Source organism: Acinetobacter sp. AOR18_HL, assembly GCF_027855145.1.
Classification (GTDB): Bacteria; Pseudomonadota; Gammaproteobacteria; order Pseudomonadales; family Moraxellaceae; genus Acinetobacter; species Acinetobacter pittii.
The window spans coordinates 30,941-43,495 of the sequence record NZ_JAKTIG010000079.1 but is presented as its reverse complement, the minus strand read 5'-3'; the positions used below and the strand labels follow the sequence as shown (position 1 = coordinate 43,495).

The following is a 12,555-nucleotide window of genomic DNA, read 5'->3' as shown; positions in this document are numbered from 1 at the left end:
CTCCAAATCTTTTTACACTGCTTAAATTGCAGCGCTTACCAAAGTGCGAGCTGTGTACTATTGCCTGAGGTATCTACACCACCTAGCTCGGCGAAGTGGTAAAGCTGGCCTAATAACTGACGTAATGGTGGTCCTGACTTAGCATGAGTATCAGTAATCACAATAAACTCAAGCACCCGTGCACGTTCAGACTGTCGTTGTTTACTCACTCGATAACGCGGAACATCTTGTGTTAACAAGGTCACTTTGCCTCGTTCCAGATTGGCCATAAGTAAATCTTTCGGCTCGATATTACCATCAGTTGAATAGCTGGTCAGAATATAGCGTGCATTGATCGTTGAAAGTAATTTCTCATACGCATCTTTTGCATGTTTAGAAGAGTTATATGGACTTGGGCGTTCTTTACGCCATGCTCTATCAATACCACTCTTATAACCTTTGGTATCCGGTGAAGGTAAATCCACCTGATCCCATAAAGTTAATGCATTTAAAACATGGTAATTACTACTATATGCGTGCTGGTTATATGGTGGATCGAGATAGGCAACATCAACCTCAAAACCACTCATTTGATTTGCTAGATGTTGTGAATCTACACACCACATTTCAGCAGCCGGACGTTTGCGATCACCAATCTCACAAAAACGGCTCGGTGTTAACCAAAGTAATGATTCAATTCGTTCTAACGCAGTTTGAGTACGTCCGCCCCACCCTTGGTGGAAGCTTTTAAATACACCACTCGTGTTACTGACAAAACTAGCTGAATAGAGCAATGGCGCAAGCAAAGCACTCATCTCTACATCATTAATTGCACCTTGTGCCTGCCATGTTGCAATCTGCTGACGAATTGCATCGATACGCATACCGTTACGGCGTTTAAAGAATAAACGGTCACGGGTTGGATCGTATACATCATCGTTACGTGGGCAAAGGTTATGCGTTACCCAACCTTTAACTTCAGGTAAGCGATTTAAATAATCGATTGCCTTTTGATAGCCACCTAATTCTTTAAAAGCAGGTGCATCTACACAGGCTAAAATCGCATGATTTAAAGCATGACTATAAGGTTCCCAGTCGTTTGCAATGACTCGGTAACCATTTTGACGTGCTAAACGAGATACAACGCCACTGCCGGCAAAGAAATCGGCAAAAATCGGTGGATTCTTTTTCTTGCTATTCAGTGTCCCTGTAATTTCAAGGGCTTCTAAAATTAGATGGAGCAATCGGCGCTTGTTACCCAAGTACGGCACAAGCTGATGGAAAAGATATTCGTCTGTCGTACGGGCTGCATGACGACGTTTGTGATAAACCGAAGGCTCTGAATTCATACTTTCTCTTGCGTAGGGATTAACCTTAAGCGTATATCTTGATCAATTTGTGTCACATCAAGAAGTGTAAAACGAAGTTGCTCTGCCATATATTCAAATTCTGCATTGAACATGGCCCTTGCACTTTTCCCCAATAAGGTCGAGGCAATATAACTGATCAATTCGTCCACCAAACCTTCTTGCAAAAAGGCAGTAGACAATGTTGCGCCAGCTTCAACCAACACATCATAAATTTGATGTTGCTTAGATAGGGTCTGTAACAGCATTTTTAAAGGCTGAATTTCTAATTGTATCACGCCTAAATCAGCAAGTTCTTGACGATACGGCCCCATTACCATCACAGTTTCAGGATTTTCTAAGATCTTAGCGTTAAGTGGTAAACGTCCTTGGCGATCTAAAACGACACGTTTTGGCTGAGCAACTGTCTCGATATCAAAATTATTGAGTGAACGCACGTTAAGCTGACAATCATCTGCAATCACAGTTTCAATACCTGTAATCACTGCTCCAGAAATGGCACGCCAATGTTGTACATCTTGGCGTGCAGCCGAACCGGTAATCCACTTCGACTCACCTGATGCCATTGCAGTACGTCCATCTAAACTTGAGGCTACCTTTAAACGTACATAAGGCATGCCTGTAGACATTGCCTTTAAAAAACCTTGATTAAGTTTTGATGCTAAATCTTCACAAATGCCAACTTCTACTTCAATTCCGGCATTTTCCAAAATCTGAACACCCTTACCCGCCACCAATGGATTTGGATCAGGACAAGCAACCACTACTTTTTTAACTTGGGCTATTACCAATGCTTCGGCACAAGGAGGGGTTCTGCCATAATGTGCACATGGTTCAAGCGTAACGTAAGCTGTTGCACCTTGTGCATGTTCACCCGCTTCGCGTAAGGCAAAAACCTCTGCGTGTGGCTGACCCGCTTTAGGATGAAAACCTTGGCCAATTAACTGATCATCTTTGACAATCACACAACCAACATTTGGATTAGGCTTGGTCGAATATAGTCCTCGTTTGGCAAGTTCAATGGCTTGCTGCATCCAGTATTGATCTTGTTTTAACTCAGACATAAAAATCTCAAATGATTAGTGCTCACGTTGTTGCATTTGCTCAATTTGGCGGCGAAACGCTTCAACATCCTGAAAGTCTTGATAAACCGAAGCAAAACGAACATAGGCAACGTGGTCAAGTGCAAATAAAGATTGCATGACAATCTCACCAATCGTTCTGGATTTCACATCACGCTCACCTAAACGGCGAATCTGCAACTGGATATCACTTAAAACTGTTTCGATCTGCTCTTGTGTGACCGGACGTTTTTGCAAAGCATGCATTAACGAACGACGTAATTTGGCCTCATCGAAAGGTTCATTTTTTCCATTCGATTTGATCACACGGGGCATTACCACTTCATAGCTTTCAAAAGTGGTAAAACGTTCACCGCAACTTACACACTCACGACGTCGACGAATCTGACAGCCTTCGGCGGCTAAACGTGAATCGATGACTTTACTATCTGCGGCGTTGCAAAATGGACAATGCATAGCGGATTTATAGGGTCGATTACTTTGACCTAGTGTAGCAAAATTTCTACACTTACAGAACCAGCATTCTATAAGACAAAAAAACAGTCCGAAGACTGTTTTTTTGATTGGAATATATTACGAATTATTCGATACGTTCGCCATGTTGGCTTAAATCCAGACCCATGCGTTCATCATCAGCATTAACACGAATACCAATCACAAGATCAATCACTTTAAGAATAACGAAAGTCGCGATACCGCTGTAAACCATGGTTGCCAATACGCCTTCAACTTGTACCCATAATTGGCCAGCGAATGTTGGAGCTAATGCAACGTTGGCTGCTTTAATAATTTCGTCACTGTAGAATACGCCAGTTAAAATCGCACCGACAATACCACCTACCGCATGCAAACCAAACGCATCCAAAGCATCATCGGCTTTAAGTAAGCGTTTAAGTGCTGTAATACCCCAGAAGCACACTACGCCACCAATAAGGCCCATCACTAAAGCACCGCCTACCCCAACAAAACCTGCTGCTGGTGTAATCACAACTAAGCCAGCTACCGCACCAGAAGCACCGCCTAATACAGATGCTTTACCACGGATCATACGTTCAACAACTAACCAAGAGAATGCAGCAGCGGCAGCGGCAACTTGAGTCACTAAAATTGCCATACTTGCACGAGCACCAGCGCCTAGAGCACTACCACCGTTAAAGCCGAACCAACCCACCCAAAGTAAGCTTGCGCCCACTACAGTTAAAGTCAGGTTATGCGGAGCCATAGATTCGCGGCCAAGGCCAATACGTTTTCCAAGCATGTAAGCAGCAACTAGACCTGCAACACCTGAGTTGATATGTACAACTGTACCACCAGCAAAATCTAATGCGCCTGCTTTAAATAACCAGCCATCTGCAGCCCACACCCAGTGGGTAATTGGTGCGTAAACAACGAGCACCCAAACTGCAATAAACACCATGAAAGCTGAATATTTCATACGGTCTGCAATAGAACCGCTAAGGATCGCCACTGTAATAATGGCAAAAGTCATTTGGAAAATAACAAAGAGACTTTCAGGAATTGTCCCACTTAATGCATCAAACGCTACCCCGTTTAGCATTGCTTTAGACAAATCACCAAAAAATGCACCTGTGCCAGAGAACGCGATTGAGTAACCAGCAATCACCCACAGCAAACTTACCAAGATTGCAGCTGAAAGGCTGAACATCATCGTACTGAGTACATTTTTTTTACGTACCATACCGCCGTAGAATAATGCCAATCCCGGAATGGTCATTAATAGAACCAATGCGGTTGAAACTAAAATCCAAGAGGTATCACCTGTATCAAGCGTAGGTGCCGGTGCTGGAGCTGCTGGAGTTTCAGCAACTGGTGCTTCTGCAGTAGTTGCAGTAGCTGGAGATGTTGATGCAGCCGCAACTTCCGATGTTGGCGTTGTTACAGCTTCTTCTGCCCAAACGGCAGTACCACCCAAAAGAGCGCCTGATAGACTGAGCGCCATAAGCATTTTTTTCATTCGTGTCCCCCAACCTCATTTGCGAGTTATTTTCTACTCAGCAAGCTTTGTGCCAATTTAGACAGCATCCGGTCCAGTTTCACCCGTACGAATACGGATTACTTGTTCCAGGTTAGTCACAAAAATCTTACCATCGCCGATTTTTCCAGTGCTTGCGACACGTGTAATTGATTCAATTACTGCGTCGACCATTTCATCACTAATCGCAATCTCGATTTTTACTTTAGGTAAGAAATCAACCACATACTCCGCGCCCCGGTAGAGTTCAGTATGCCCTTTTTGACGACCAAAACCTTTAACTTCAGTTACGGTAATCCCTTGTACACCAATGTCAGAGAGTGCTTCACGCACGTCATCCAATTTAAACGGTTTTACAATTGCAGTTACAAGCTTCATGTTTGTTTCCTTCGGCTTCTTTTCACCAGTAAGGTTTTATGTTCAATTTTCATGCCAATATTTCAAAGGTTGAGGGAAATGAATCTTTTGCATGAACTTTCTTTATAACCTATTTAGTGAGCAAGATGTAGATGAGCTATCAAAAATAAAATGAATTTTCAGTAGTGTTATATGCTGATTTAATGATCTATTTGCACTAAAAAAATTGAAACCTATATCCAGCGCTTAAGCAGTGTTAAACTGTAAAGCATAAGGTAATACAACACTTTGGATATTTCATGCTAGAAACTTTGCTACAGGCCATTCTGGAACAAATTGATGAGCCTAAAAAAGATTTGGAAAAAAATTTACGTGCATTATTAAATGAAGCGGTTGAAAAGTTGGATCTTGTTTCCAAACAAGAGATCGACCGTCAAAAGACTGCACTTCAATCAGCCAATCAACGTTTAGAAGAGCTACAAAAACAAGTAAGTTTGTTAGAAGAAACTTTAAAGAATAAAAAATAAGCACCAACGTAGCGCATTTATACTTTACAACGATTAAAAATGAAGCACCATAATGGAACAATAAGATGTCTTTTTCTAAAATTTATACACGGGGACTTTTAGGTTTACATGCGCCTCTGATTGAAGTTGAGGTACATGTGAGTCAAGGTTTACCTTCTCTTACTATTGTCGGCCTAGCAGAGGCGGCGGTAAGAGAAAGTAAAGACCGGGTTCGCTCAGCCATTATTAATAGTGGATTTCAATTTCCAACTAAAAGATTGACCATTAATCTTGCACCAGCAGATTTGCCCAAAGATGGTTCACGTCTAGATTTACCTATTGCTGTAGGTATTTTAATTGCTTCTGGCCAGCTCCCAGAAAACTGCGCCGAAGATTTTGAATTAATTGGTGAATTAGCTTTAGATGGCCATGTAAGGCTAGTGTCAGGCACTTTAACTTTGGCAATGGCATGTCAACAGGCCAAGCATAAAATGCTTTTACCTCTCGATAACAGTCAGGATATTAGCCATTTACCGAATCTTGAATGTTATCCAGTGAGCCATTTAAAAGAAGTTTGTGATCATTTCTTGGGCATGAAATCACTATCTTCGATTGAACCTGCAACGACCTCAAACCAAATGCCTTATAAATTTGATCTGGCAGATGTAAAAGGTCAGCTACGTCCACGTCGCGCACTAGAAATTGCCGCCGCAGGCGGGCACTCGCTGCTCTTTAAAGGACCACCAGGTACAGGTAAGACTTTACTCGCTTCACGTCTTCCTTCAATTTTGCCACCGCTTTCTAATCAGGAAACGCTTGAAGTCGCGAGTATTTATTCTATTTCAAATACACCGCATACCTTTGGTCAGCGTCCATTTCGCGCGCCCCACCATACAGCATCAGCCATTGCACTAGTTGGGGGCGGCTCGCATCCTAAACCGGGTGAAATTACCTTATCTCATTTAGGCGTTTTGTTTTTAGATGAACTCCCTGAGTTTGATAGAAAAGTTCTAGAGGTCTTACGTCAGCCGCTTGAGTCAAAAGAAATCATTATTTCACGTGCAGCTCGGCAAATTACTTATCCTGCAAACTTTCAGCTCATTGCAGCAATGAACCCTTGTCCATGTGGTTATGCGTTTAATCAAGACAGCCGTTGCCAATGTTCGCCAGAGAGTATCAAGCGCTATCAAAACCGTATATCGGGACCATTACTTGACCGTATCGATTTACATATTGATGTACCGCCTTTAAAAGCTCAGGAACTGCAAGATCCAACACCTGCTGAAGACTCTACGGCTGTAAGACAGCGTGTGATTTATGCTTATGAACAACAAATGCAAAGACAAGATTGTTTAAATCAAGCACTTTCACCGAAACAACTTGAGCAATATGCTGTACTTGATAGTACTTCTCAACGAATGATTGAAATGGCTCAACAACGTTTGAATCTGTCGGCTCGTGCTTATCATCGTGTTTTACGGGTTGCTCGTACCATTGCCGATTTGGCGCAAAGTGAGATGATCCAAAGTCCTCATCTTACAGAAGCGCTCTCTTATCGAGGCAATCATTCTTAAAATAAAAACAGCGGATTATGAGTCCGCTTTTTTAATATTTATAGAAGTTATTAATAAGAGAATTTATTACTCCCTATGTATTAATAGAAGTAAAGAGGATGCTATGAAAATTTTGGCTATCTCAGGTAGTGCAAGAAAAGAATCTACAAATACTGCTCTATTAATAGCAATGAAGGATATAGCACCGTCCGACATTGAATTGACAGTTTTTGATCATATTAATAATCTGCCTGTCTTTTCTCCAGATAATGAAGGAGAAAAAACGTCTACTGTAGTGGAAGATTTCATCAAATCTGTTTCTGATGCAGATGGCATTATCATCTCAAGTCCAGAATATATCCGTTGTATTCCAGGTGGTCTCAAGAATGCAATTGATTGGATGGTTTCCCGTACCGAAATTATAGATATACCTATTGTTCTGGTTCATGCATCTAGCCGCGGCGACGACATGCTAGTTTCTTTAAGAAGAGTATTGTCGACTGTTAGTAGCAATTTCTTTGAAGATTTATTTTTAAGGATTTCTCTCATCGGCAAATCTCCTGAACAAATTAGCGAGATGCTACAAACCGAAAAATATAAGTCACAAATTACTCCCTTTCTGCTTACCTTTGTCTCAGAGATTCAAAAATGTAGAAATGAATTAGAGTGAACTTTCTTAAAATAAAACAGCGGATTATGAGTCCGCTGTTCTTTTATTAAAAGCTCCATTTAAAGTCTCAATTAAGCAAGTAATTTCTTTCTCTGATAAAGCCGCAAAGCCAAAACGGATACAATGATTAGTACATTCTTCCTGTTTAAACTTATGCTCTGTATCAATGTTAAGTTCTTTTAATTTTATAAGCTGATCTTGAGTAAATGCTTTCTGGAATTTCGCCCATAAGGCCATTCCACCTGCAGGTGGTTGTATCTGAACAGTCTCAGCAAAAACTCGATGGAACTCAGCTAAGGCATGGTCACGGCGTAGTTGATATATTTTTTTCATTTTACGGATATGCCGCTTGATTTCCCCTCGCTGCATTAAATCTGCTAAAGCAAGTTCCGTAATGTTATTGCCTTGCCGATCAATCAATAGAATATCTTCTGTAATCGATTGAATGATTATTGACGATGCCACGACGTATCCCAAGCGAATACCGGGTGCGAAGACCTTTGATAATGAGCCCACATGAATGACCAATTCAGAATGAGGCAAACTTGCTAAGGGTGGCATAGGCCGGCTGTCATAATGAAATTCGTGGTCATAGTCGTCTTCAATAATATAAAACCCCCATTTTTTTGAAAGCTCTAAGAGTTGAAAACGGCGAGACATGGCCATGGTGACAGTTGTAGGATATTGGTGATGCGGAGTTGTATAAATGGCAGCAACTGAGTGCTCTTGTAAAATCCGTTCTAGGTCGTCAATGACAATACCTTGTTCATCTAATTTAACAGAAACCACTTGAAAGCCATTTGACTGAAATGCTTTAAAAGCAGATGGATAATATAATTCTTCAACAACGATAACTCCCTGCCGATTGGGTAATGCTCGAGAGGCAAGAAAAATTCCCATTTGACTACCACGTACAATACAAATCTCATCTTCAGCAACATTCATAAAACATTCCATTGACAACATTTGTTGTAAAGCCTGTCTTAGCTCAACCATCCCTCGTGGGTCACCATATCCCATGTACTGGTTTTGCGTAATTTTAATCAGTGCATGCCGGTATGCCCGCGAAAATAGTTCGTAGGGAATAAGCCTCGGATCTGGCACACCATCGTTATGTGGGCGTTGAATCACTTCTTGAGTGATTGGTTTATCATTAACTTTTCGCTCAGATACTGGCTCTATTTGAAGCTGTTTTTCTGGCAAAACATCCGCCACAAATGTGCCTTTCCGGGGAAGGGTCACAAGCCATCCTTGTGCTTCTAATTCTTCATAGACTGCTTGTACGGTTTTTCGATTAATTCCTAGTTCTTTTGACAGGCTACGAGACCCTGGCAGCATAGTCCCCTGCACTAAACGGCCACTTAAAATTTCCTGACTAATCAAGTTAGTCAGTTTTAGAAAAACCGTTTTTTCTTCTCTTTCATCGATACGAAAATGTACTTGCCAAGGTCTTAGCATATCCACCCCATCTGGACCATACAACTTATAAAAACTGGATGTATTGATTCATCCAGCTATTTTCTATTCTGCCTTCACCTACTTAATTTGGTCAACTGGACTGGAGAAGAGATGAAGACTGCTGCTGTAAACAAACAAGACCTGATGCAACACGCACAGCAAGATATGCAAAAGTGGATTAGTGACTCAGATTTAACTGATCGTCAAAAGCTTGCACTCACTTGCCGTATTTTATTTGACCATGGCCATGATGCTGGTTTAGCAGGCCAAATTACCTGCCGTAGTGAAAATAAAGAGTCCTTTATTACCCAACGTTTTGGTTTAGGTTTTGATGAAATTACTGCCTCAAATTTACTTGAGGTAAATCAAGATTTAGAACCCATCAATCAAGAAGGAATGGCAAACCCAGCTAATCGTTTTCATACATGGATTTATAAAGAACATCCAGAAGTGAACTGCATTATCCATACGCATCCGACTCATGTAGCGGCTCTATCGATGCTACAGGTTCCACTTATGATTTCCCAAATGGACGTCTGCGCACTTTACGAAGACTGCTCATTTGTAGGTCATTGGCCAGGTGTTCCTGTGGGCAATGAAGAAGGTATTTTGATTTCTTCTGCGCTGGGTAAAAACCGTGCTGTTTTATTGTCTCACCATGGCCAACTGGTTACAGGAAAAACCATTGAAGAAGCCTGCAACTTGGCTCTTTTAATTGAACGAGCAGCTCAACTGCAACTGCTAGCGATGTCTGCCGGACAAATCCAGCCGATCCCACATGATTTAGCAACAGAAGCTCATGACTGGGTTTCTATCGATAAACGTAACAAAGTGAACTTTGCCTACTACGCACGTAAAGCTTTGAAAAAACATTCTGACTGTATTTAAAAAGAGATTTCGACCATGAAACTAAACGGCATTATTGGCTACCCTGTTACCCCATTTTCTGATGACAACACCATTAATCTTCCTGTTTTGAAACAAATGCTGGATTTGCTGATTGCAAATGGCTGCGATGCAATTGCGCCTTTAGGCAGTACAGGCGAAAGCGCTTATCTTGAATGGGATGAATGGTGCTTAGTCGCAAAAACTTCAATTGAAAGTATTAATAAACGCGTGCCTGTCATTATTGGAATTTCAGAACTCACGACTGATCAAGCCATTAAAAAAGCCCAAATCGCGCAAAGCTACGGTGCAGATGCACTCATGGTGATTCCTATATCTTATTGGAAGCTAACAGACCAAGATATTTTTGAATATTATCAAGCAATTGCCCAAGAGACCACACTACCAATTATGATTTATAACAACCCTGCGACTAGCGGTGTTGATATGTCTCCAGAATTAATCGTGCATATGTTTAATAGCATTGCAAATATTACGATGGTGAAAGAAAGTAGCGGTGATATTCAGCGCATGCATAAGATTTATGAGCTATCAAAAGGAGAACTCCCATTTTATAACGGGTGTAACCCTCTAGCTTTAGAAGCTTTATGTGCGGGAGCAAGCGGCTGGTGTACAGCAGCACCAAACCTATTAGGTCAACGACCTCAACAGCTTATTGAACATGTAAAAAATGGTGAGTTAGAACAAGCCCAAAATTCATTTTATCAGCAACTTCCTTTACTACGCTTTATTGTAAATGGTGGTTTACCTAAAACGATTAAAACTGGTTTACAACTAAAAGGTGTCTCTGCGGGCTTACCACGCAAGCCATTATCTAAAGCTACGGATATTGAGCTTAACCAGTTAAAACAGCTACTTTCTGAAATAGAAAACTAATAAAAAAAGCGGGTTACTCACCCGCTTTTTTAAAACTCAAACTTAGAATGTTTTAGTTAAACTAAACACCAAGCCCGTGTCATAAGGTTTCTTACCAGCATCAGTCATACCAGAAGTACTAATGTCTGTACCAACAACATCTAGCTCAGCAATAATACCCAAGATGTTATAATTCACACCAACTTTATAATCGATATAGCTATCGTCTTCACCTGGCCCACCCGCAACTACAAGTAAAGAGTCTTTGTTTTTGAGTTTGTTATAACCAACTGAAGCAAGTCCAGTAAATCCTGTGTCTGCAATTGGTGCTGAATAACCGACGTTGAAATACCAGAACTCATCAGAGTGGCCCCAGTAATCATCTGAATAGCTTACGCCCACACTAAGTGCATCACCTTTAAATAAAGAGTCTGCAAACGTTAATTTTCCGTAAAATTCGGTGAAGTCGAAGCCAGTATCACCATTGTATGGGTTAGTAAATTTTGAGTCAGAACCAATATAGCCATAATGAATTACACCCACATCATACGTTGGTGCAAGCGTATCAGACAATTTTAATGTATTTGTATAACCTAAAGAGATATCGGTTTCAGTTGAAACGCCAGGTGTATTAAAGTCTACGCTTGACCCCCAAAGCGCAACATAAGCACCTGACTTATGAGAAAAGGTGAACCCACCTTGAATAGCTGGGTTATTTGACGATTGGGTAACACCACGGAAACGGTAGTCTGTGGTCGCTGCCACACTACCTGTTGCCGTGATTCCATAAAAAGATGGAGCATCTTCAGCCATAGCCATAGTTGACCCTGCTGCAAAGATACCAAGAGTTACTGCCTTAAGTGCAAATTTCATCATTTTGATCTCCCCCACAATGAACGCACGATTTATAGGAATTAAACAAATTGTGTTACTTGAGCTTTAGCAATTGCTGTGCCAAGTACGAATTTGCTATCAGTTCTCTTCATTAATTTTGAGATCAAACTCACTTTATTATAAAATTTCTGGGTAATTTTTATAAAAATATATCCATAAAAAACATAGCGATAAAATAAAATTCTTATGCGATAAAAAATACTAAACATACGAAAATCCCTTATCGGAAATTAATGAGCGAGGCGTGAAGTATTCATTTGTTGCACATAAATTTTCTATTTAATCTTAGAGGCGAGATATAAAAAGTATGTAAATTTCTGGAAGACAATGCTTGTAATGATCTGTGATTGCGCATTTCTACTCATTGGATTTGTTTATTTATTACTTGTTTAAAGTAGATGTACTATTTTGGGTCTTTTTTAAGCAATAATATGGATAAAAAGAGTAGTGCACAAAATACAAGCAATTTATTGCACTAAATTTGATCAATCTAAACATATTTTGTTATCCGCCTGTAGTGATCTATTTTTGTACATTCCATTTTTAAAATAACGTTATATAGTAACAATTTAAAGGGTATAAAAATAAAAGTGATGAAAAAAGAAACTTAAAATAAGATTAAAAAGTAAACATATCCAACAAAAAAGAGTAAAAAATGAACACAAGAATCAACTATTTTTTGAACTTTAAATACAAAATAAATGGTAAAAATCCACTAAAAATTAAATTACTTTTTTTATTTTAAACAATAGATTAAGTATAAAAGACGAATTATAAATTTATTAAACAACCCCTACCACATTAATCAAATCCTGCATAGCATATATAAAATAAAATGAACAAAAATATATCTTTTTTACAGATTACTTATACAATTGATGGAAATCCTAGGCCCTGAACAATAACAAGGCACAGGATTTATCGTTTTTATGAGG

13 protein-coding genes are annotated in these 12,555 nt (G+C 40.1%); 5 read left to right on the top strand and 8 right to left on the bottom strand.

The window, feature by feature from the left end; all coding sequences use genetic code 11:
* Nucleotides 1–35: 35 nt before the first annotated feature.
* From MKL51_RS18530 to glnK, 5 genes are all read right to left on the bottom strand, one after another.
* Nucleotides 36–1,328 (bottom strand): DNA adenine methylase, encoded by a 1,293-nt coding sequence (locus tag MKL51_RS18530; RefSeq protein ID WP_002121221.1) that lies wholly within the window; start codon nucleotides 1,326–1,328, stop codon nucleotides 36–38.
* A complete protein-coding gene (gene ribD / locus MKL51_RS18525; RefSeq protein WP_057089979.1) occupies nucleotides 1,325–2,410 on the bottom strand; it encodes a bifunctional diaminohydroxyphosphoribosylaminopyrimidine deaminase/5-amino-6-(5-phosphoribosylamino)uracil reductase RibD in 1,086 nt (361 codons plus the stop codon). Before ribD ends, MKL51_RS18530 begins: the two co-directional genes overlap by 4 nt.
* A gap of 15 nt (nucleotides 2,411–2,425) precedes the next feature.
* Nucleotides 2,426–2,884 (bottom strand): transcriptional regulator NrdR, encoded by a 459-nt coding sequence (gene nrdR, locus MKL51_RS18520; protein WP_000543541.1) that lies wholly within the window; start codon nucleotides 2,882–2,884, stop codon nucleotides 2,426–2,428.
* Nucleotides 2,885–3,008: 124 nt separating this feature from the next.
* Nucleotides 3,009–4,403, bottom strand: coding sequence for an ammonium transporter (locus MKL51_RS18515; protein WP_005804034.1), 1,395 nt, complete (start codon nucleotides 4,401–4,403; stop codon nucleotides 3,009–3,011).
* Between the two features lie 57 nt (nucleotides 4,404–4,460).
* Nucleotides 4,461–4,799, bottom strand: coding sequence for a P-II family nitrogen regulator (gene glnK, locus MKL51_RS18510; protein WP_000780326.1), 339 nt, complete (start codon nucleotides 4,797–4,799; stop codon nucleotides 4,461–4,463).
* A 278-nt stretch (nucleotides 4,800–5,077) separates the two neighbouring features.
* On the opposite strand from glnK, the gene MKL51_RS18505 reads away from it, so the two are divergent.
* The 3 genes from MKL51_RS18505 to MKL51_RS18495 all read left to right on the top strand — a co-directional run bounded on the left by MKL51_RS18505 (nucleotide 5,078) and on the right by MKL51_RS18495 (nucleotide 7,507).
* Nucleotides 5,078–5,305 (top strand): accessory factor UbiK family protein, encoded by a 228-nt coding sequence (locus MKL51_RS18505; protein ID WP_002121136.1) that lies wholly within the window; start codon nucleotides 5,078–5,080, stop codon nucleotides 5,303–5,305.
* Nucleotides 5,306–5,370: 65 nt separating this feature from the next.
* Entirely contained in the window at nucleotides 5,371–6,858 is a 1,488-nt protein-coding gene (locus tag MKL51_RS18500) for a YifB family Mg chelatase-like AAA ATPase (protein ID WP_005804030.1), read from the top strand.
* 103 nt (nucleotides 6,859–6,961) lie between these two features.
* The gene (locus MKL51_RS18495; protein ID WP_270904385.1) at nucleotides 6,962–7,507 is read left to right on the top strand and encodes an NADPH-dependent FMN reductase; all 546 of its coding nucleotides are present in this window, start codon (nucleotides 6,962–6,964) and stop codon (nucleotides 7,505–7,507) included.
* Nucleotides 7,508–7,531: 24 nt separating this feature from the next.
* Here the strand turns inward: MKL51_RS18495 and pdxR are convergent, their stop codons facing one another.
* Nucleotides 7,532–8,965, bottom strand: coding sequence for a MocR-like pyridoxine biosynthesis transcription factor PdxR (pdxR, locus tag MKL51_RS18490; protein ID WP_270904384.1), 1,434 nt, complete (start codon nucleotides 8,963–8,965; stop codon nucleotides 7,532–7,534).
* A 111-nt stretch (nucleotides 8,966–9,076) separates the two neighbouring features.
* Here pdxR and MKL51_RS18485 point away from each other — a divergent pair, with 111 nt between their 5' ends.
* Nucleotides 9,077–9,853 (top strand): aldolase, encoded by a 777-nt coding sequence (locus MKL51_RS18485; RefSeq protein ID WP_005804025.1) that lies wholly within the window; start codon nucleotides 9,077–9,079, stop codon nucleotides 9,851–9,853.
* 15 nt (nucleotides 9,854–9,868) lie between these two features.
* The gene (locus MKL51_RS18480; RefSeq protein ID WP_017481902.1) at nucleotides 9,869–10,747 is read left to right on the top strand and encodes a dihydrodipicolinate synthase family protein; all 879 of its coding nucleotides are present in this window, start codon (nucleotides 9,869–9,871) and stop codon (nucleotides 10,745–10,747) included.
* A gap of 42 nt (nucleotides 10,748–10,789) precedes the next feature.
* Here MKL51_RS18480 and MKL51_RS18475 read toward each other — a convergent pair whose 3' ends face one another.
* Complete coding sequence (locus tag MKL51_RS18475; protein WP_017481901.1) at nucleotides 10,790–11,602, bottom strand: TorF family putative porin; 813 nt, start codon at nucleotides 11,600–11,602, stop codon at nucleotides 10,790–10,792.
* Between the two features lie 38 nt (nucleotides 11,603–11,640).
* Nucleotides 11,641–11,829: a hypothetical protein gene (locus tag MKL51_RS18470; protein WP_002121272.1), complete on the bottom strand. Its 189-nt coding sequence runs from the start codon at nucleotides 11,827–11,829 to the stop codon at nucleotides 11,641–11,643.
* Between the last annotated feature and the right edge of the window lie 726 nt (nucleotides 11,830–12,555).